This window comes from Ensifer sp. ENS09 (genome assembly GCF_014852425.1).
Classification (GTDB): domain Bacteria; phylum Pseudomonadota; class Alphaproteobacteria; order Rhizobiales; family Rhizobiaceae; genus Ensifer.
Window position 1 is genome coordinate 95,702 of sequence record NZ_JACVBP010000005.1, and the last position, 20,942, is coordinate 116,643.

Below are 20,942 nucleotides of genomic sequence, written 5' to 3' on the forward strand. Positions count from 1 at the left end.
CCAATGTCCTAGCCGATTCAAGGGAAAGCAGCGTAGGTTCCGGGGCTTGTTCTTTTCAAGCTGCCTTGGCTGCCGCCAGCGGTAGGACGATGCGCATGCAGGCGCCGCCGGACGCCGAGCGCGCGACGTCGACGTAGCCGCCATGCAGGTGCACGATCTTCTGCACGAGGTTGAGGCCAAGCCCCGCGCCCTTGCCGTCCTTGCGCAGGCGCTGGAACGGCTCGAAGATCCGGTCTGTGTCGCTGCGCGGAATGCCGTTGCCGTCGTCGCAAACATCGATCGCGCCCAGCGGATCCACCTTCACCGTGATGGTGCCACGCCTTCCGCCGTGATCGATGGCGTTCTGCACGAGATTGGTGAGCGCCCGCTCCAGCGACGCCTCGTCGCCGGAAATCATCACGGGTCGTTGATCCGCCTCGAAACTCATCTCGTAGCCGGCGCCGAAGCCGAGCGGCGCGAGCGCGACGATCACCCGCTCGGCCAACGCCGCAAGATCGACCGGCCTGAACTCGTCGTTTTCGGCGTCGAGCCGTTCGAGGTCGAGAAGCTGGCCTGCCAGGATGGAAAGGCGCGTCACGTCCTCGTTGAGGCGCGTCTTGTCCGGTCCCGGCGGCAGCGAGGCGATGCGGGCGCCAAGGATCGCCACCGGCGTGCGCAGTTCGTGGGCGGCCTGCGCCAGGAAGCGCTTGTGCCTCGTATAGCCGTCGTCAAGTCGCGTCAGAGCGTCGTTGACCGCCGTCACCAGCGGCAGGAATTCGTTGGGAACGCCCGTCACCGGCATCTGGATGCCGCGCTGGTCATATTCGATGTGGGCGGCATGGGCGGCCGCGTGCGACAGGCCAGAAAGCATCCTTCTAACGACGATCGGTGTGACCACCACGGTCGCAAAGGCGAGCAGCAGCAACATCGGCACGAAGATGGTGAGGAAGGCGCCGGTGGTTGTGAGCAACAGACGGCCGAGGGTCAATTGTCCCTCCGTGCCGCTGAAGATCTGGACCATGCCGGCCGGCGACTCGAGCCATTTGACCACCGCCTCCGGGCGCGCGTTCTTGTCGGGGGAGCGCCGGAAGCGCGCGTCGTTCATGCGCTCGAGTCCGGCGACCGCAAAGGCGAATTCTTCCGGCACCATACCCTCCGCGAGGCTGTGCCCTTGCTTGTCGCGGACCATGAACCAGATCTTTCCGGCTTGCTGTCGCAGCCGCTGCAGCTCCGGCGTTTCCTGAAGTTCGAGCCCGCCATCGGCTTTGCGGGTGATCGCATCCTTCAAGACGTCGACATTGCCGTTCTCGTAGCCGTCGATGAGATAGCCGGTCACCCAGAGCAGGCCGACCGCAATGGCGATGACGATGAGGATCGCGACCGTCTCGAACAACACGAGCCAGCCGACGAGCCGCCATTTGAAGGAATGGGAAGCGCGGACGCTCATTGGTCTTCCCGTAGCAGATAGCCGACGCCGCGGATGCCGTTGATGGTCACGCCGGCGTCCGCGTCTGCCAGCTTGCGGCGCACACGCGAGATATGGGTGTCGAGCGCATTGGACTGGATTTCGTCGTCGAGGCCGAAGACGGCCTCCATCAGGGCGGCGCGCAGCACCATGCGCCCCATGCGGCGGGTCAGCGTCTCAAGCACCAGAAGCTCGCGCCGCGGCATCTTCAGCGGTGTGCCGGCCACGCTTGCCTCGCAATGGGCGAGATCGAAGGAGAGACGCCCGACGGTGACGACATCGGATTGCAACGGAACCGGGCGACGGGCCAGCGCCCGCAGCCGCGCCAGCAGTTCCTCGAAGGCGAAGGGCTTGCCGATATAGTCGTCGGCGCCGCCATCGAGCCCGGCGACCCGGTCGGCGAGGTCGTCGAGCGCCGTTAGCATCAGCACCGGCACGGTGTTGCCGCGCGCCCGTATCACGGGGATGAGCGAGAGCCCGTCGCCATCAGGCAGCTTGCGATCGAGCACGACCACGTCATAGACGGCATCATTCAGGATCAGCGCGGCTTCGGCGAGATCGCGCGCATGATCGGCGATCATCCGGTGATGGCTCAATGCGGCCTTCAGCGCCCCCGCCAGTTCCTTCTCATCTTCGACCAGCAAGACCCGCATGAATGCGCTTTACCCCGTGCAATGTGCCTACGCGCGCGACCTTAGTGCCGCTTCATTGAGGGAACCTGTCATCCCGCCGCAAGGTAATCCCGATTTTTGTCGCCGCACAATCATTCGTTGCGAGCGCCCTGCATGACATGCAGGCTCAATCTTGATCCTTAGGCTTGCGCGCCAGTGACACCTGGAAAGACAGGTCTCGCGGGCAAAGCCAACCCGGATCACGGCGCATGACACTCAACAAACAGACGTCGATTACAATCAGGCAACGCAGGCAAAAGCCGGCTGGTTACCGCGTGACCCGCTCGGTTGCGCTTGCGCGCGCCAGCCGGTTCCTGCGCCACGGTACCCTGGCGCTCGCCTTTGCTGCAGCCGGCTGCGCCGGCCCGGACGTGACGCCCACCAACAGGCGACTTGAACTGACGACGGGCGCCGTGCCGCTTGCGCAATCGACGCCGGATGTGAGCGACACCGGCATCATCCTTGCCTTCTCCGGCGGCGGCGCCCGCTCAGCGGCCTTCGGCTACGGCGTCCTGTCGGCGCTGGCCGAGGCGCCGTCTCCGGGCGGGCGAGGGCGTCGGCTAGCCGACGATGTCGCGGTTGTTGCCGGCGTCTCCGGTGGTGCTGTGCTCGCCTCTTATTTTGCCTTGAACGGCCGCGCGGGCCTTGAGGACTTCCGCAAACGGTTTCTCGGGCGCGATGTCGAGGCCTCGCTCAGGACGTCGTTTTCACCGCCCAATATTCTGCGCGGTTATCGTGGCGGCGTGAACGATCGCACCGGGTTCCCGGCCTGGCTCGATGCCAACCTGTTCGAGGGCGCGACGCTCGGCAGCCTCGAGCGCCGGCCTGGTCAGCCGCGCCTGGTGATCCACGCGACCGATCTCTACAACCGTGCACCGTTCATCTTCGACCGCGCCTCGTTCACCGCCATCTGCAGCAGCTACGACGACTATCCGCTCGCCTATGCGGTCGCGGCCTCGGCCGCTGTTCCGGTCGTTTTCGCGCCGCTGACCTTGCAGAATTTTCGAAGCGGTTGCGAGGCGCTACCCGAGGCGAAAACACCGAAGGCTGGGCCTCGGGCGCCGGGCTCGCTGGTTGCGCGCGAATACGCCGGTTCCCTCAAGCGCTACGAAACGGCAAGCGACCTCAACTATCTGAAGCTCTACGATGGCGGCCTGGTCGATGGCGTCGGTGCACAAAGCCTGTTGCACCTGATGGGTCGGCCGGCCCCGGACCCCATCCCGGTGGAGCGTGCCTTGCGTCTCAGGCATCTGGTGGTCATCGTCGTCGATGCCTCCACGCGGATTGGCGGGGACATCTCGAAAAATGTCGACAGCCCCAGGGCTCCCGATGTGATCGTCGCCGCCATCGACGCGATGATCAACATTCCCAATCTCCAGAGCTTCGACGCGCTGCGCGATCAGCTGCCGGCCTGGCGGCAGAAATTCGTGAGATGGCGGTGCGGCAGTGGCGGCGGCAAGCGTGGCTGCGGCGACCTCGATGTCGATATCGTCCGGCTGGCGCTGTCGGATGTCTCCGATCCGGCGCTGGCGCGGCGGATCCTCGGGCTGCACAATCGGCTGAGCCTCAAGGAAAAGGACGTCGATTTTCTTGCGGGTCTCGGCCGTCGCCTGTTGCGCGACCATCCCGGCTATCGGCGGTTCCTCGACCGTATCAACCATGGCGGGCCGAAGGTGGCCCGCGCGGGTTGAGAAGGCGTAAGGTCAGATCAGAGAAACGAGAGGCGTGCCCGCCGGCTCAGTTCGCCCGTGCCTCCAGCCAGTCGTGCCACTGGTCCTCGCTGCCGTGGAAGACGTTGAGGTCGATCTTGCCATCGACGCCCTGCGAAAGGCCGGAGCCGGAATACTGCCAGAACAGCCATTTGCGGTTCGGGTAGACGATCGACGGGTGCTGGGCGACGGCACGCAGCCAGAACGGATAGTTCTTGAACGCGCCCTGCAGGTTGTCGGCATAGAAGTCCGGCGCCGTGTAGATGATCGGACGCTGGCCGTAATGGGCCTCCAGCTTGTCCATGAACACCTGCATCTTTTCGCGCACGCGCTCGGGCGACAGGCGGCGCTTGCAGCTGGATTCGCCGTTATATTCGACGTCGATCACAGGCGGCAGCGCGCCCGGTTCACGCGGAACGTTGCGGATGAACCAGTCGGCCTGTTCGCCGGCCGTGCGGCACCAGTAGAAGAAGTGATAGGCGCCGCGGCGGATGCCGGCCGCCTTGGCGGCGCGCCAGTTCTTCTTGAACATCGGGTCGAGGTGGTCGCCGCCATCGGTTGCCTTGATGAAGGCGAAGTTCGCCCCTTGCGTACGCAGCCGGGCCCAGTCGATGTCGGCCTGCCAGCGTGAGACGTCGACGCCATGTACGGCCATCTTGCGCGGATTCTTGGCACGACCGAAGTTGATCGGCTTGGCGTCGCGGAAGCGGTGACCGTAGATCCGCGAGCGGCCCTGCGGCATCGCCTGCGTCACCGGATTTTCCGGCGCGACGAAGGCAACCGGGCGCGCGTCCGGAACAGGCGCGGCGAGCGTTGTCGTCATCGTGGTGTTTGCCGCGGGCGCGAAGGCTTCCGGTTCCGGAACGGGGCCGGCCCAGGCGAGCTGCGGCGGTGCCGATTGGACGTTCTGCGGCGGCGTCACCTGCCCGACCCGTGCACCGACATTCGCGGCGGGCACCGGTGCGGCCGACATAGCGACCGAACTCGTCGTTTCGCGCGAGGGCGGCGCGATGGTGTCCAGGCTGGAACTGGAGGAGCAGCCCGAAATGAGGCCGGCAAAAAGGATTGCGGTCGCAGCTGAAAGACGCATGGGCACCCGTACGCAAAACAAGGTCGACGGCGATCGCCGGCCGACAGGTGTGAAATAGCTAACGGAAGCTTACTCAAAAAGTTTGAATCCAATCTTACCAAGCGAACCCAATTTCACGCACTGGAGGTTGCATCGGGCCGGGCTCTTTGACGCAGGCGTGGTGGCGCCTTCAACCGGACGAATGTTCGATGCCAGTGCCTGTCCGTTGCCGGCGGCTGGTGCGGAATTCGAGGTTGCGGGCGATGGTTTCGTCGAGCGCGCCGGACGCGTCGGTGATCATCGTCGGCGCAAAATGCGAACGGAAACCTTCTCCAACCCTGAAGGCCGGCGTGTAGAGCGGGCCGAGCGGCTGCGTCGTCGTCACGTAGGTGAGATTTTCGTCGCTGCCCGAGCGCGTCGGCAGGCCGTGGCGATGGAGGACCGAAGGAAGCGCCAAGCGCAGGCTGTTGGCAAGCAGATGGATCATCTGCCGACCGGAAAGCGAATGGCGGTAGTTGCGATAGAACCCCAGGCAATGGCGCAGGATCCTGGCACGGTTGCCGTCCAGACGCGACAGCTTGCGGGCAAAGAGCGCCACCTCCTCAAGACCGTCGAGCGGACGGGTCATCAGCGTGAACCCATCCATGTCACGCAGCTTGGCCGAGGGAAGGAAGCGTTCGTCGGCGACGCATTCGTCGAACAGCGGCGTGCCGAGCAGCGGGATCGTCAGGCTCAGGAACGCCGGCAACGGCATCGTGGTTTCGCCGGTGATGAAGGAGAGTTCCTCCTGCATCGCCTCGATCGTCTGCGACGACGGGTCGAACATCAGGCCATACTGGAAGGCGACGCCGGCATTGAGGCAGGTCTTGATCGCCTCCAGCTGCGGCACCACCAGGTTCTGCTTCTTCTGGTAGCGCTTCAGCTGCGCTTCGCTCAGCGTCTCGACGCCGCTGAACAGACCGAGACAGCCGGCCGCCCGCACCGCGTCGAGATTTTGCGGATCGCGGTAGAAATCGCCGGTGACAAGGGCGATCCAGCCCTGAAACAGGCCCTGTCGCCACAACGAGCGGATCACGTCGAGCTTGGCATGGAAGACGTCCTTGCTGTTGCCGTAGAAGTTGTTGTCGATGAACAGCACGTATTTCTTCGGCGGCGCGTTGCGCAGCTGCGCCTCGATATAGGCGGGATCGTAGCTGTGGTAGCGCCGGCCTTCGGCGGTCAACGCACAGAAGCTGCACTTGAAATTGCAGTAACGGCTCGTCTCGACGTAGCTGACCGGACCGCGCCAATTGGCAAGGTCGAAGCGCGGCAGGATCGTCTCGGAGACGGCCCATTCGCCAAACACCTCCCGGATGACCGCCTGCATCTCCTCGACGTCGCCGTCGCAGGCGTAATCGAAGGTCTCGGCGCTCGAGACCGGGAGATTGCGCACGACCGGCCCGCCAGCGACAACGACGCAGCCGGGCGACTTGGTGCGGGCATAGGCCGTCAGGTGCTGCATCCGGTCGAAGGCTGCGGTCACGCCGGTCAGCACCAGCATGTCGAGTTCTGCGAAGGCCGCCTCGTCGACGAGCGGTCCGTCGTGGAACTCGCTATAGGCGCGAAGGTCCACGCGGTCGCGGGCAAAGGCGCCCGCCAGGAACAGGTGACCGGTTCCCTGGGGAATGAAGTCGGGGCGGCCCCTGGGGTTCCGGGTTTCGTCGAAATGGGCAAGCACGATCAGGATGCGGGGAGGACTGGTACGGTTCATGCGCGGCTTCCCTGGGATCTGGCAAACTGGACATGCGGCGCCTGGTCGGTTTGACCAAGCGGAAGAACCTCGCACCAGGTGGCCCGGCGGAGAGAAAACATCGTCTCGAACGCCTGGCGCGATTCGGCATCCCGGGGTCCGGCGGCATGCTGCAGGGCGGCGAGCGCCACGGCCGGCATCTCCAGGCGGATCGCTTCCGCGAAGGCATACTGGGTGACGCGCTCGGCGCGGCGTTGCTGGCCGCGGCGCAGGTGCAGGGTCGCCTCGCCGAGTGCCGCCGCCGGCCGGCCGATCGGGTAGACCCGCGCGAATCGCTCGAGTTTTCTAAGGACAAGCTGAGCTGCCAGCAGGTCGCCGCCATCGGGGTCGCTTGCGACATCGAAGAGACGGGCAAGCGCCGGCAGCGTCCGCGTCTTCATCGCCGGGTTGAGCGTCTCGCACCAGGACAGCGCCCGCTCGAACCAGCTTGCGGCCTCCGTCGTGTTGCCCCGTCGCCGCGCGGCCTCGCTCAGGAGCGATGCGCCTTCGATCGAATGGACGAGTTCCAGCCCGTCGCCCTTTTCGCGAAGGATCTGTTCGAGTTCGTCTAGGTCGGTCTCGATCGCATCCCACCGGCCAAGCGCTGCATGGCCCCGGAGACGGCCGAGCAGACCGCAACCGAGCACCTGCATGTCCCCGCGCCGGCGTCCTTCCTCGCAGATCCGTTGCACGAGGATCTCCCAGGGCGCGATGCCTTCGAAGGCCGAGGTCAAAAGCCACGGGCCGGAAATCGTCTCCAGCCCGACCGCCACCTCGCACCAGCGCCTCAGGTCGCCGACCTTAGCCGCATTGTTGAGGCCCGCCTCGAACGCCCGCTTGCCCGCGTGCCAATGACCGATGCCGATCTGGTACATGCCCGACAGAAGGTCGACCCGAACGCGCGTTCCCAACTGGTCGACGCGTTCGGACAATGCCGCCGCTAGCCGGCTGTAGTGTTCGGCCTGGCTGTGCAGCGGGATCACGCCGCAGATAGCGCCGAGGCTCGCGTAATTGGCGGCGGTCGTCGGCGAGACGTATTTGTTTCTCTCGGCAAGGTTCGTCGCCCTAAGCGTCGCATGGATGAGCCGCAGCTTCTCGCTGGTGAAGTAGTAGATCCGCGTCAGGTCCTCATGCGCCTTCGCCGCAAGCAGGAAGGGATCGGACGGCGATCGCGAGATTTCTCGTTTCAGGATCCAGTCCGCGTCGCGATGAGTGGTGCGCCGCCACACCTGTTCGGCGAGATCGAGCACGAGATGCAGCGCGAGGCCGGCGGAGGTGCGCGGCAGCGGCAGGCCGGAAAGCCGCAGGCCTTCCTCATAGGCATGGCGGGCCGCTTCGGCGCGGCCAAGATTGAGGCTGGCTTCGCCGAGCAGGAAACAGGCGGCCGCCCGTCTGGCCGGTAGAATGGTGATCGAGAGATCGCGCGCCGTCTTGAAGAAGCGTTCGATCAGGTCGACGACGGCGGCGTTGTCGAACTGGCGCAGCCGCAGTTCGGCAACGCGGTCCAGATAGTTGAAGGCCTGCGCGGCGTCGCCGGCGCGCTCCCAGTGGCTGAGCACGCGCGGCAGGTTTTCGGCATTGTCCGGCTGGCCGCCTTCTTCCATCGCCTTGGCTATCGCGCGATGCGCTTCATGGCGCTGTTCCGACAGCAGGCTCTCGTAGATCGCCTGGCGGATGACGGCATGGCTGAACATGAACCGGCCCGGGCGGTCGTCGGCAGGCTTGATCAGGTGCGCCGCCTGCAGCCGCTCGATGCTCGCCTCGATGTCCAGTGCCGTCTTCCTGATCGGCGGCAGCGCGCCAAGCTCGGCGAGCGAGAAGGTTGCGCCCATGGCGCTTGCGATCTTCAGCAGCACCTGCAGCTCCGCCGGAAGCTGGTCGGTCCGGGCAATCACGGTCACCTTGGCGGTGTTGAGCAGGGTCGCATCGTTCGAGCGGGGCTCGGAGAGCAGCGAGACGGCTGCGGCGGGCTCGGCCGCCTTGGGCAGCCGACGCTCGCCGATCATCCGGCAGATCTCGCAGATCAGCAGCGGGTTTCCGGCCGATTGCGCATAGACCGCCTCGCCGAAGCCGTCGGCGGGCGAGTTGCTGCCGATCGATGCGCGAACGAGCGCGATCGTGCCCTCGAAATCGAGCGGCAAAAGATCGAGCGTCTGGGCGCCGTTATGGTGCACGCCGGTCCACCGGGTCAGGTCTTCCTGCGTGCGGGTCGTCCGGGTCGACACGACGACCGGTACCGGTGCCGCCCCTGAAACCAGCCGCCCCAGCAACTGACCGGACGCCTCGTCGAGCCAGTGCACATCTTCAAGCACGACGAAGCCCTGCCCTCCGGCGAGGCTGTCGGTCATGAGCTCGCTCAGCAGTTCGCGCAGCCGGTGGGACCGCCCGTCACCGGACATGGCCCGCGTCTCCGGTGTGTCCGGCAAGGTGAGGTTGATGGCGTCGTTGAGCAGCGGCGCGAGCGAAGCGAGTTCCGGTCTTTCCGCAAAGAAGAGCCCCACCTGGTCCGTGGCCTCGGCGCCGCGCAGATCGCCGATGCCGAGCAGGTCGCGAATAACCCCGCGCCAGGCAAAATAGGGCACGTCGCTTTCGATGTCGTCGGCATTGCCGACGAGCACGCGGCTGCCGCGGTCGCGATAGCGCTCCACGAAGGCGCGCAGCAGGGCCGACTTCCCGACGCCGGAATCGCCTTTGACGATCATGATGCCGGACTGCCCCCTGGGCGCGCTGTCGAGATAGGCGGAAAGGGCCGTCATTTCGGCTGCGCGGTTGAGGAGTGCCGGCGACTTGGTGTCGATCGTCGCGACAGTCTCGGCGATCGGCGCGAAGGCGGACACGCCGCCGCGCACGCCCGGTATGGCCAGCGACCACGGTCCGGAGAAAGCGATCTGGCTGGCCGTCTCCTTTGCCGTCGCCTGGTCGACGAGGATGCGCCCGGCGGCGACGCTTGCCAGGCGCGCGGCCATGTTCACGGCGGCGCCGACCACCGTGTAGTCCGCGCGGTGGCTGGCGCCAAGCGCGCCGCAGAAGCTCTCGCCGGTGGAAATGCCGGCCGAAAGGCCGATGTCGGGATCGTCGAGTTCGCCTGAAAGACGCAGTGCCGCAACGATCGCGCGACGCGCGTTGTCTGCATGTTTGGGGCCGGGCAGGCCGAAGACCGCGAAGATCTCGAGACTGTTTGCATGGAGAGCCGTGTGGAGGATTTCGCCGCCGGTGCGGCCGACGACGGCGATCGACCGCGCAACGAGCTGGTTCAGCCGGTCGAGATCTTTCTCGAGGTCCGGGCCGACGATATGCACGAACAGGGCCGTCACGGTTCTCAGGTCCGCCAGCCACTCCGAAAGCGGCGACAGAAGCCGGCCGCGCAGCGAAAGCGGCAGATAGGTTTCCAGCCGCTTGCTGGCGGCGCCCGAAAGGGCGCGGGGCGGCCTGGTCGCGGTCGAATAGGGATCGATGCGTTCGAGGCGGGCGGTGCCCTCCCGGCCGGGCGCGCCGGTTGCCCGCTTACCGATCAGCTGCCACACGGCGTCGGAGACGAGAATTTCGCCGGCATCGCTCAAAAGACCGCAATGGTCCGCCTGCGCCAGGCAGTCGCCGCCGACGATCAGCCAGCGCTGGTCGACACGGGGAACGAGGTGCAGCAGGGTGATGGTGCCGACGCCGACGGCGATGCGCAGTTGCAGCGCGTCCTCCGGCCCGCCGGGGCCGCCGATCTCTTCACGGATGCGGCCGGCGCAATAGCAGCTGCGCCAGGCGGCCTGCTCCAGCTCGCTGTCGGAGGCAGCCTGCCAGCCGGCAAGCAGGCTGTCGCCGGCAAAGCTCAGCACCGTGCCGCCATGTTCCTCGATATGTCGGACGAGCGGTCCCATGTAGCCGTTGAGCAGCCGGCTTACCCGTTCGGCGCCGGCGGCGCGGTCGCTTTCGGACCATTTGGCAGTCAGCCGGGTAAAACCGGAGATGTCTGCGAACAGCAATGTGCCGGGAAAGTCCTCGCGCGTCGGGCCAGCCGAATCCGTCGCCGCCGGGGCAGACCATCGAACCAGGGCTCCCGACAGGTAACGTTGGAATTCATTCTTGCCGGCGCCACCTACCACGCAAAATTCTCCCCAAGATTTTAGAGTAACATGCCTCCTTTCGCACTTAAAGTCCGCCCGTGTTGACCTACGGGGTTCCAGTAACGGCAAGTAAATATCTGTTCCACGCCGCTTGCGAACGGAGTAATGTTTGCCCGATTGTTCGAGGGGGTCTCGCAACAGGAGGGGATGATGGGGGTCGACTGGGGTGGTCCGGTCGCCGCCGTGACACGCCGCAATGTCTTGCGGCTGTTCTCGGCAGGCGTGATGGCGAATGTGCTTTCCGGGTGCCGACACGACTGGCCACCGGCTGCGGCCTGCGAGCTGCCCTATCCGATCGTCGACGTTCACTGCCATTTCTTCAACGCGGCTGATGTACCGGTGGAAGGGCTCGTGCGCTATGTGGCGCTGCGGGAAAAGTTGCCGGAAGCGAGGCTCTCCGCCGATCCGCTGCAGTCGAAGCGCCTGGAAAACGCCCTGGTGGTCTTTCTCGTGACGGCCCTTGGCGATGTCGCGCCAAAGGCCAAGGTCGAGGACGCCATTCTCAAGAGGCGGATGCCGCGCCCTTCCGACGCCGAGTTCGAGCGGCAGAAGGACGAGCAGTTGCGCACCGCCGTCAAGCAACTGGTCGCGCTAGCGGGCGAGCAGCGCGCGTCGTTGACCGCACGAAGCGGCGCCGAAACGCCGGATTATCAGGGCCTGCTGGAACAGATCGGCGGCGCCCCCGGCCTGCCGCAGGGCCTGCAGCGGCGCTCCGGCAGCGTGGAGGAGACGGATGTCGATGCGCTGGCGTCGGCCGCCAAGGCCCACGACCAGATCGGCAACTACCTTTCCTTCGTGCGCCTCATGCAGGACTACCGGGAAAACCTCGCGGAAACCTATGCCCGGATCTTCGCGTCGAAATGCCGGTTCTCGATGATCACGCCGAGCATCCTCGATTTCGAGAAATCGATCGGCGGCAGGGCATCGCCGCAGCACGACCAGATCGACGTGATGGACGAGATCCAGCAGCTGGTGATCAAACGGCACGGCATCCACATGCACAGCTTCGTCGGCTTCGATCCGCATCGGGAGGCGCAGAAGCGCGGCTCGTCGCTGGAAAACGTCCGCTATGCGATCATGGAAAAGGGCTTCATCGGTGTGAAGATCTACCCGCCCATGGGCTTCAAGGCCTGGGGCAATGCGGATCCGGCGATCGATGCGGCGCTGAAGCGGCTCTACGACTGGTGCCGCGACAACAGCGTGCCGATCATGGCGCATGCGGAAAACAGCATCGGCGCCGGTTGCGGCTATGGCAATATGGCGAGCCCCGCCTACTGGAAGAAGCTGCTCGATACCAACCGTTACAATGACTTGCGCATCAACCTCGCGCATTTCGGCGCATTCGATGAAGTCATTCGCCCGGGCGCGCCGACGGGGGTCATGGTGTCCTGTGCCCAGGACAAGTTCTCCGGCCCGCCGACCTGGGAGGACATCATCGGCAGGACGATCGACCACGGGCGCCAGCCGAACCTGTTTGCCGACCTGAGTTACCTCAGCGAACTCGTCACCGACAACACGCCCGGGCTGCACGAAAAGATCCGCGCGCTGCTCGACAAATGGCTGAAGGACTACGATCCCGGTGCGCGCCATCTGATGTTCGGCACCGACTGGTCGATGATGGCGCTGGAGAAGGACTACAACGCCTATGTCCCGCGGATCGCCCAGCAACTGAAAGAGGCCAATGTCAGCGAGGAGGACCAACAGAACATCTTCTGGAAGAACGCCTCCCGTTACCTCGGCCTCGACCGGCCGGGGCCGACCCGCCAGCGGCTCGCCACCTATTGCCGCAAGCGCGGCCTGGATGCCTCCTGGCTGTCGCAGCTGGAGATCGCCTGACCGCGGAGATCGACGCCCGCGGTCTGGCACGTGCTCATCGCCACGGTGCGGTTCTGGTAATCCATTCGCGGGTCCGGCTTTCCGGGTCGGCATTGCGGGTGATGTCCGTCACGACGGCGGCGATGTCGGCGCCGTGCTCGAAGACGCCGGCAATCCGCTCGACGTTGAGACCGCCGATGGCGACCAGCGGCAGGGAGCCGACGCGCTTCCGCCAGGCGGCAAGACGCGGCAGTCCTTGCGGCGCCCACTTCATCGCCTTGAGGATGGTCGGGTAGACCGGCCCGAGTGCGATGTAGTCCGGGTCGGCTGCCAGCGCCGTCTCCAGTTCCGCCTCGTCATGGGTGCTGAGGCCGAGCTTCAGGCCGGCGGCGCGGATCGCAGCAAGGTCGGCCTCCGCCAGGTCCTCCTGACCGAGATGGACGAAGTCGCAGCCTTCGGCGATCGCCAGCTGCCAGTAGTCGTTGACGATGAGCTGGCAGTCCTGCTCGTCGCAAACAGCCTTGGCCGCGCGGATCTCGCGGCGGGTCTCCGCTTCCGGACGATCCTTGACGCGTAGCTGCACCAACTTGACGCCGAGCGGCACCAGCCGCTCGATCCAGGCCGCGCTGTCGACGATAAGGTAGAAGGGATCGAGTTTCACGCAAACACCGCCTTTCCGATGACGGGGGTGGAAGGAACGGCAAAATCGCGCGGTTGGAGCATGCCGGCCTCGAAGGCCTGCCGCCCGGCATCGATCGCGCCCGCAAACGCCGAGGCCATCAGCGCGGGCCTGGCGGCGCCGGCGACGGCCGTGTTGAGCAGGACGGCGTCGAAGCCGAGCTCCATCACCGTCGTTGCGTGCGAGGGCCGGCCGATGCCGGCATCGACGATCAGCGGCACATCGGGGAAATTGGCCCGCATGGCCCTCAGCGCCTGGATGTTCTGCGGCCCCATGGCGCTGCCGATCGGCGCGCCCCAGGGCATCAGCACCTTGCAGCCGGCTTCCAAGAGCCGCTCGGCAACCACAAGGTCATCCGTGGTGTAGGGAAAGACCTCGAACCCTTCGGCCGAGAGGATGCGCGCCGCCTCGACCAGCCCGAAGACATCCGGCTGCAACGTGTCGTGGTGGCCGATTACTTCGAGCTTCAGCCAGTTGGTGCCGAAGACCTCGCGCGCCATCTTGGCCGTTAGCACCGCCTCGGACACCGAATGGCAGCCGGCGGTGTTCGGCAGCACGTGTACGCCGAGCGCCCGGATCAATTCGAAGAAGGCGCCGCCCTGGCGGCCTCCGGCCGTTTCGCGCCGAAGCGAGACCGTGACGATCTCGGTGCCCGAGGATCGCACCGCATCTTCGAGCACGGCGGGGGAGGGATAGCGGGCGGTGCCGAGAAGCAGTCTCGAGCGCAGGTCCTGTCCATAAAGCGTCAGCATGTCTCAGCCTCCTTTCATCGGCGAGAGAATTTCGATGCGGTCTCGGTCGCAAAGCGCATGACCCGAACGGTCGGCCCGGTGCACCAGTTCGCCGTTGACAGCAGTGGCGAGCCAATCGCCTTCGAAGTCGAGCGCAGCCAGAAGCTCGGCGAGGGTGGCGACGGCGAGGTCGTGATCCTCGCCATTGACGGTCAGTCTCATGCGGCATCTCCCTTCAGGTCCTGCACAAGGGCAAGGTCGGCTGCTTCGGCCGCCAGGGCCGGCGAAAGCAGGAAGCCATGGCGGTAAAGTCCGTTGATCGTGATGGTCTGCCCGGCGCGCAGGGCACGCGGCAGGTTGTCGGCGAAGGCGGGGCGGACACCGGCGCCGGTCTCGACGAGGCGCGCTTCGCCGAAGGCCGGATGCAGCGCATAGGCGGCGTTCAGCAGTTCCATGAGCGAACGGGCGGTGATCGGTCCGCCATCATCCGTCTCGATCATCGTCGCCCCGCACATGAAGAGGCCGCCGCCGCGCGGCACGATATAGAGCGGGATGCGCGGATGAATGAGCCTGACGGGCCGCGACAGCTCTACGTCGCTTGTCTCAAGATAGAGCATTTCGCCGCGCACGCCGCGCAGGCCGGGCGTGTCACCGGTGCCTGCCGCACCCGTGCAGTCGGCGACGAGATCGTGCTGTCCGTTGTCGCTCGCCCCGGTGACGAAGGCGATGCCGCGATCGACAAGCTTCTGCCGCAGCCGGGCGAGCGCCCGGCGCGGGTCGAGATGCGCCTCGCCCGGAAAGAACAAAGCCTCCCGGAAGCGCCCGGCAAGTGCCGGTTCCAGCCGTTCGATCGCGGCAGCATCGAGCCATTCGTAGCCGGAGGTGCGCGAGGCGAAGCGCCTGAGTTCGCCGGCGTCCCGTGGCGGGGCGACGACCAGCGTACCGTTGCGGGAAACTTCGCCTGGCAGGACGTCGTCCCACCAGTCGATGGCGCCGATACCCTTCGTCAGCACCGCCTCTTCGGCGCTTTCGCGCTCGCACCAGGGCGCCAGCATGCCGCCGGCAAACCAGGATGCCGCACCGGCAAAACCGGGCTTACGCTCGACGACCGTCACCGCGACACCGCGGGCGCTGAGTTCATAGGCCAGACAGAGCCCTGCGACGCCGGCGCCTTTCACGAGGACGCGCATCGCTCAGCGCTCCTGTGCGGCGCGTACGGGCCGTCGTAGGCAACGAAGCGGGATAGTGTTGGCGGTGTGCATGCCGAGGCTCCAAAGGTGGAGACCCAGTTCACGAGCGGGGGAGGGGAAGGACGCCTTGCCGATTGATCCGTCACGTGAACGCGACGTTTGCGGCAGCGAGTCTGCACCGTCCCTACGCCAGTATGAACTGGATCAGGTTCAACGGGTCACTGCGCCGCGCGACCGCATAGCAGAATCTCAGCCCCTTGGCGGGACACCCCTGGTGAATGCTCCAAGCTGACCGCTCGGGGCCGTTTTTGTCAAGAGCCAGCATTCGTGCTGACTGTGATGTAACTGCCGAAAAAATTATCTATAATCTTGCTGCGAGAAAGCGGAGGCGTCGATGGCGTGATGGAAGGAAGGGTGTTGGCCGACCGGAGTGGAGCTTGGAGTGCCGGGAAAGTCCGGAGTCGTAACGGTTTCGTTGGTGGACGTGCGAGATTTCCGGGCTGACGCGCGAGTGATTGATTGTCGGTTCTTGCCCTCTGTCGACGGCGTCCGGACCCTCATGTGATCCGAAGATACAACCTGAAGAATATAAGATGTAAGAATTTCTCCGCTTGGGTGCTTGCGAATTCCCGCGTCCGTCAAAATTATAGATAATATTGGATTCTATCTATTTTACGATCGCGACGACCTGGAGGACAAGCTGAAATGCTGGACGAAAACCGACCGACTGGTGCTGATTTGATCCCGGGCGACGCGGCCCAATCCCGCTGGGCCCGGCCGGAAGCGGAGAAAATCTATAATCTGCCGTTCAACGATCTGCTCTACCGCGCCCACACCGTCCACCGTGCGCAGTTCGATCCCAACGCCATCCAGATGAGCCGGCTGCTCTCTATCAAGACCGGCGGCTGCGCCGAGGATTGCGGCTACTGCAGCCAGTCCGCCCACTATCCGACCGGGCTCAAGGCATCGAAGCTGATGGAGGTCGAGCGTGTGCTTGCCGAGGCGCGCAAGGCGCGCGACGGCGGCGCGACCCGCTATTGCATGGGGGCCGCGTGGCGCAGTCCGAAGGACCGCGACATGGATGCCATCGTCGCCATGGTCGGCGGGGTGCGGGCGCTCGGCATGGAAACCTGTATGACGCTCGGCATGCTGACGCCGGCCCAGTCTGCGCGGCTCGCCGAGGCCGGGCTCGATTACTACAACCACAATGTCGATACGTCCGAACGCTTCTATAGCGAGATCATCACCACCCGCAGCTTTGCCGACCGGCTGGAGACGCTCGCCAATGTCCGCGACGCCGGCATCAAGGTCTGCGCCGGCGGCATCCTCGGCATGGGCGAAACCGCTGACGACCGGATCTCGATGCTGGTAACGCTCGCCAACCTGCCGGTGCCGCCCGAAAGCGTGCCGATCAACATGCTGATCCCGATCCCGGGTTCGAAGCTGGCCGATGCGGCACCCGTCGATCCGATCGATTTCGTCCGCACCATCGCGCTTGCCCGCATCCTGATGCCGCAATCGAATGTCCGGCTTTCGGCCGGGCGCACCGACATGAGCGACGAGACGCAGGCGCTCTGTTTCTTCGCCGGCGCCAATTCTATTTTCGTCGGCGAAACCCTGCTGACCGCCGACAATCCCGGCGAGGACCATGATGCAGCACTCTTCCGGCGGCTGGGGTTGAAGCCGATGGCTCCACCGGCAAGGCCGGACGCGGCGGAATGACCGCGGGTCTGTTTGCGCGCCATGAGAAGACGCTGGAGGGCCTCGAACGCAAGGGCCGCCGGCGCGCTCTTGCCCCCGCTGGCGGAGTGGATTTCACCTCGAACGACTACCTGGCGCTCGCCGCCTCGCCGCGGCTGAAGGCAGCGATAACGGCCGCCATCGCGCGCGGCGTGCCTGTCGGCTCCGGCGGCTCAAGGCTGTTGCGCGGCAATCACGAAGAACACGAGGCGCTGGAGACGGAAGCGGCGGCCTTCTTCGGCGCCGAACGGATGCTCTTCTTCGGCAGCGGCTATGCCGCCAATGCTGCCATGTTTTCGACGCTGCCGCAGCGTGACGATCTCATCGTCCACGATGCCCTGATCCATGCGAGCGCTCACGAAGGCATCGCCGCAAGCAAGGCCGATGCGGTGGCAGCAGTGCACAACGATGTCGGCGCCTTTGCCGATGCCATCGAAAAATGGCGCCGGGCCGGCGGAGCGGGGCGCCCGTGGATTGCCGTCGAAAGCCTCTATTCGATGGATGGCGATCGCGCGCCGCTTGCCGACCTCCTCGCGCTTGCCGCGCAGCATGACGGCTTTCTCGTCATCGACGAGGCGCACGCGACCGGCGTCTTCGGACGGGAAGGTCGCGGTCTGGCGGCGGAACTGGAGGGTCGTGAGAATGTCGTCGTGCTGCACACCTGCGGCAAGGGGCTCGGTGTTTCCGGCGCGCTGGTCGGGGCGGGCGCCCTCCTTTGCGACTATCTCGTCAACCGCGCCCGCAACTTCATCTATTCGACCGCGCCTTCGCCGCTCGTTGCGGCCGCGGTGCGTGAAGCGCTCGCAGCCCTCGTCGACGAGCCGGAACGCCGCGCCGCATTCGACGGCCTGAGGTCTTTCGCCAACCGGGCGCTTGTCGAGACGCTCGGCATCGAAGGCAGCGGCTCGCAAATCCTGCCCATCCCGATCGGCGACAACGGCCGAGCGCTCCGCATCGCCGCCCGCATGCGCGCCGAGGGTTACGATATCAGGGCAATCCGCCCGCCGACGGTGCCGGAAGGCACCGCGCGTCTTCGGATCGCCATCACGCTCAACGTCGACCAGCCTGCAGTCGTGCAGATGCTGCAGCAGTTGAAGATCGCGATCGCCAAGGAGCGGCCATGAAGACCCGTATCGTGGTCACCGGTACCGATACCGGCATCGGCAAGACCATCTTTTCCGCAGCCCTCACCGACGCGCTCGACGGCTGCTACTGGAAGCCTGTGCAGTCAGGTCTCGACGAAGAAACCGACAGCGAAACCGTCGCCCGGCTTGGCCAGTTGTCGGCCGACCGCATCCTGCCTGAGGCCTACAGGCTCGCGACGCCGGCCTCGCCGCACCTGTCGGCGCGGATCGACGGCGTCACCATCGCTCCGGAACATCTGTCCCCGCCCGCGGTGGACCGACCGCTGGTGATCGAGGGCGCAGGCGGGCTTCTGGTGCCGCTGACGGAGCGCATGGTCTTTGCGTCTGTCTTTGCGCGCTGGCAGATCCCGGTGGTTCTCTGCGCGCGCACCGGGCTCGGCACGATCAACCACACCCTGTTGTCGCTCGAAGCGCTGCGTCGCCGCGCCATTCCCGTTCTTGGCGTCGCCTTCATCGGCGACGCGCAGGAGGACAGCGAAGCGGTCCTATCCGAACTTGGCGCCGTGCGGCGTCTCGGCCGGCTGCCGCGACTCGATCCGCTGACGCCCGACCGCCTGCGCCGCGCCTTCGCTGAAAATTTCAACATCGCCGATTTCCTGGAGGTGCCGGCATGAGAAACTCCGCCGTCTGGTATCCCTTCACCCAGCATGCGCTGGAATCGGCGATGCGCCGCATCGTCGGCACCGAGGGTGCCTATCTCGTCGACGAGGACGGCGCGTCGATCCTCGACGCGATTTCGTCCTGGTGGGTCATCACTCACGGCCACCGTCACCCCACCATCATGGAGGCGATCCGCAGGGCCACGGAGACGTACGACCAGATCATCTTCGCCGAATATACCCACGCGCCGGCCGAGGAACTCGCGCGCGGGCTGATCGAGATCGCGCCGCCCGGGCTCTCCCATGTGTTTTATTCCGACAGTGGTTCGACCGCAGTCGAGGTCGCGCTGAAAATGGCGCTCGGTTTCTTCCACAACAGCGGCCAGCCGCGGAGCCGCATCTGTGTGCTGGAGCATGGCTATCACGGCGACACGATCGGCACGATGTCGGCCGGCGAAAGAGGCGTCTTCAATGCCGCCTACGCGCCGCTGCTCTTCGCCGTCGATCGCCTGCCTTTTCCGGAGCCGGGCCGGGAGCAGGCAACGCTCGACGCCTTCGAACGGGCTTGCGCCTCCGGCGAGGTTGCCGCCCTGTTGATCGAGCCCCTGCTGCTTGGCGCCGGTGGCATGAAGACCTATCCGGCTTCCGTGCTGTCCGAGCTGAAACGCATTGCCGAACGGCATGGCAGCCTGCTGATCGCCGACGAGGTGATGACCGGTTGGGGGCGGACGGGCAGCCTGTTTGCCTGCGAGCAGGCCGGGATCACGCCGGATATTCTCTGCACCTCGAAGGGGCTGACCGGAGGCGCGCTTCCTCTGGCCGCGACGCTTTGCAGCTCGGAGATCTTTACGGCGCATCTTTCGGCCGACCGGCGCAAGACCTTCTTCCATTCGAGTTCCTACACGGCCAACCCGATCGCCTGTGCCGCGGCACTCGCCAATCTCGCCGTCTGGAGACAGGAGCCTATAGCGGCGCGCATCGAAACCTTGGGCGCGCACCAGCATCGGCATCTGGCGCGCTTCGCCGATGATCCGCGCTTCGCCGACGTCCGCCAGCTCGGCACCATTACGGCCCTCGATCTCGTGGTGCCGTCCGGCGGCTATCTCGCCGAGGTCGGCCCGCGGCTCCGGGCGTTTTTCCGTAAGCGCGGTTTGCTGATCCGTCCGCTCGGCAACGTCATCTATCTGATGCCGCCCTATTGCGTCACCGATGCCGATCTTGGGCGGGCCTATGACGCGATCGACGAGGCGGCGTCGGTCTTCGGGGCAGGGCAGCTATGAGGCCCGCTCGCTCCTCCCGGATTGTCGGCTTCGGCCATGCGGTGCCCGAACGGCGTGTCGCCAATAGCGAGATCGAGATGGCGCTGGGGCTTGAGCCCGGCTGGATCGAGCGCCGCACCGGCATTCGCGAGCGGCGCTGGGCCGCGCCCGACGACGCGCTTTCGGGGCTCGCGGCAAAGGCGGGCGCAATGGCGCTCGAGGATGCCCGCACCCCGCACGGCGATATCGCCCTGGTCCTGCTTGCGACCTCGACGCCGGATCACCTGCTGCCGCCGTCCGCTCCCCTGCTTGCCCACCATCTTCGCCTTTCGAATGCCGGCGCGATCGACCTTGCCGGCGCCTGTTCGGGCTTCCTCTACGCCCTGACGCTTGCCGACGGCTTCGTGCGGACGCAGGGAAAGTCGGTGCTGGTGGTGGCCGCCAACATCTTGAGCCGCCGGATCAACCCGGCCGAGCGGGCGAGCGCCGTGCTGTTTGCCGATGCCGCCGGTGCCGTCGTCGTCGCCCCCAACGATGATCCGAAAACCGGTCTGCTCGGCGTAGACCTCGCCGCCGATGGCAGCCGCTACGACCTGATCTCGATTGCCGCCGGCGGCAGCAACAGGCCGTTTTCTGCCGACACCAGGCCGCAGGATCTGCTGATGACGATGCGCGACGGGCGCGAAATGTTCGCGCAGGCGGTGGAGATGATGACGGCCTGTGCCGTCAACGCCATGGACGCCGTCGGCTGCAGCGCGACGGACATCAGTCGCTTCGTGCCGCACCAGGCCAATGCGCGCATCTTCGACGCCGTGTGCGACCGGCTCGGCATTGCGCCGTCGAAAACGGTGCGCACGATCTCGGACTACGGCAACTCGTCGGCCGCGACCGTCCCGCTGTCGTTATCCCTGTCGCACCGGCAAAAGCCCTTCATCGCCGGCGAAAAGCTGTTGCTGACGGCGGCCGGCGCGGGGCTTGCTGGAGGGGCGGCGGTGCTCGCGATCTGAT

General features: G+C 65.8%; 16 protein-coding genes and 1 riboswitch. Of the genes, 7 read left to right on the forward strand and 9 right to left on the reverse strand.

What is annotated here, in order from left to right; translation table 11 throughout:
* Positions 1–55: 55 nt before the first annotated feature.
* Both IB267_RS25040 and IB267_RS25045 read right to left on the reverse strand, forming a co-directional pair.
* Entirely contained in the window at positions 56–1,426 is a 1,371-nt protein-coding gene (locus IB267_RS25040) for a HAMP domain-containing sensor histidine kinase (RefSeq protein WP_192450125.1), read from the reverse strand.
* Positions 1,423–2,097: a response regulator transcription factor gene (locus tag IB267_RS25045; protein ID WP_192450126.1), complete on the reverse strand. Its 675-nt coding sequence runs from the start codon at positions 2,095–2,097 to the stop codon at positions 1,423–1,425. The genes IB267_RS25040 and IB267_RS25045 overlap by 4 nt, the downstream gene beginning before the upstream one ends.
* Before the next feature lie 227 nt (positions 2,098–2,324).
* On the opposite strand from IB267_RS25045, the gene IB267_RS25050 reads away from it, so the two are divergent.
* On the forward strand, positions 2,325–3,806 hold the full coding sequence (locus tag IB267_RS25050; RefSeq protein ID WP_192450127.1) for a patatin-like phospholipase family protein: 1,482 nt from the start codon (positions 2,325–2,327) through the stop codon (positions 3,804–3,806).
* 46 nt (positions 3,807–3,852) lie between these two features.
* Here IB267_RS25050 and IB267_RS25055 read toward each other — a convergent pair whose 3' ends face one another.
* The 3 genes from IB267_RS25055 to IB267_RS25065 form a co-directional block, all read right to left on the reverse strand.
* Positions 3,853–4,914, reverse strand: coding sequence for a GH25 family lysozyme (locus tag IB267_RS25055; protein ID WP_192450128.1), 1,062 nt, complete (start codon positions 4,912–4,914; stop codon positions 3,853–3,855).
* 169 nt (positions 4,915–5,083) lie between these two features.
* Positions 5,084–6,643, reverse strand: a complete 1,560-nt coding sequence (locus IB267_RS25060) for a radical SAM protein (protein WP_192450129.1) — start codon at positions 6,641–6,643, stop codon at positions 5,084–5,086.
* Positions 6,640–10,755 (reverse strand): adenylate/guanylate cyclase domain-containing protein, encoded by a 4,116-nt coding sequence (locus IB267_RS25065; protein WP_210336005.1) that lies wholly within the window; start codon positions 10,753–10,755, stop codon positions 6,640–6,642. Before IB267_RS25065 ends, IB267_RS25060 begins: the two co-directional genes overlap by 4 nt.
* 126 nt (positions 10,756–10,881) lie before the next feature.
* Between IB267_RS25065 and IB267_RS25070 the strand changes: the two genes are divergently transcribed.
* A complete protein-coding gene (locus tag IB267_RS25070) occupies positions 10,882–12,612 on the forward strand; it encodes an amidohydrolase family protein (protein ID WP_192450131.1) in 1,731 nt (576 codons plus the stop codon).
* 34 nt (positions 12,613–12,646) lie between these two features.
* On the opposite strand, the gene IB267_RS25075 is transcribed toward IB267_RS25070, so the two are convergent.
* The 4 genes from IB267_RS25075 to thiO are packed head-to-tail and all read right to left on the reverse strand — an operon-like array spanning position 12,647 to position 15,191.
* A complete protein-coding gene (locus IB267_RS25075; protein WP_192450132.1) occupies positions 12,647–13,252 on the reverse strand; it encodes a thiamine phosphate synthase in 606 nt (201 codons plus the stop codon).
* The gene (locus IB267_RS25080; protein WP_192450133.1) at positions 13,249–14,022 is read right to left on the reverse strand and encodes a thiazole synthase; all 774 of its coding nucleotides are present in this window, start codon (positions 14,020–14,022) and stop codon (positions 13,249–13,251) included. The genes IB267_RS25075 and IB267_RS25080 overlap by 4 nt, the downstream gene beginning before the upstream one ends.
* Before the next feature lie 3 nt (positions 14,023–14,025).
* Positions 14,026–14,223, reverse strand: coding sequence for a sulfur carrier protein ThiS (thiS, locus tag IB267_RS25085; RefSeq protein ID WP_192450134.1), 198 nt, complete (start codon positions 14,221–14,223; stop codon positions 14,026–14,028).
* Positions 14,220–15,191 (reverse strand): glycine oxidase ThiO, encoded by a 972-nt coding sequence (gene thiO / locus IB267_RS25090; protein ID WP_192450135.1) that lies wholly within the window; start codon positions 15,189–15,191, stop codon positions 14,220–14,222. Before thiO ends, thiS begins: the two co-directional genes overlap by 4 nt.
* A gap of 163 nt (positions 15,192–15,354) precedes the next feature.
* Positions 15,355–15,474, reverse strand: a riboswitch (TPP riboswitch).
* Between the two features lie 422 nt (positions 15,475–15,896).
* Here thiO and bioB point away from each other — a divergent pair.
* Genes bioB through IB267_RS25115 form a run of 5 tightly spaced genes read left to right on the forward strand, consistent with a single transcriptional unit; the run spans position 15,897 to position 20,941 of the window.
* The gene (gene bioB, locus IB267_RS25095; protein ID WP_192450136.1) at positions 15,897–16,913 is read left to right on the forward strand and encodes a biotin synthase BioB; all 1,017 of its coding nucleotides are present in this window, start codon (positions 15,897–15,899) and stop codon (positions 16,911–16,913) included.
* Positions 16,910–18,055: an 8-amino-7-oxononanoate synthase gene (locus IB267_RS25100; protein ID WP_192450137.1), complete on the forward strand. Its 1,146-nt coding sequence runs from the start codon at positions 16,910–16,912 to the stop codon at positions 18,053–18,055. The genes bioB and IB267_RS25100 overlap by 4 nt, the downstream gene beginning before the upstream one ends.
* The gene (gene bioD / locus IB267_RS25105) at positions 18,052–18,690 is read left to right on the forward strand and encodes a dethiobiotin synthase (RefSeq protein WP_192450138.1); all 639 of its coding nucleotides are present in this window, start codon (positions 18,052–18,054) and stop codon (positions 18,688–18,690) included. Before IB267_RS25100 ends, bioD begins: the two co-directional genes overlap by 4 nt.
* Positions 18,687–19,955, forward strand: a complete 1,269-nt coding sequence (locus tag IB267_RS25110) for an adenosylmethionine--8-amino-7-oxononanoate transaminase (protein ID WP_192450139.1) — start codon at positions 18,687–18,689, stop codon at positions 19,953–19,955. The genes bioD and IB267_RS25110 overlap by 4 nt, the downstream gene beginning before the upstream one ends.
* Positions 19,952–20,941: a beta-ketoacyl-ACP synthase III gene (locus tag IB267_RS25115; protein WP_192450140.1), complete on the forward strand. Its 990-nt coding sequence runs from the start codon at positions 19,952–19,954 to the stop codon at positions 20,939–20,941. The genes IB267_RS25110 and IB267_RS25115 overlap by 4 nt, the downstream gene beginning before the upstream one ends.
* The last annotated feature ends 1 nt before the right edge of the window (position 20,942 follow it).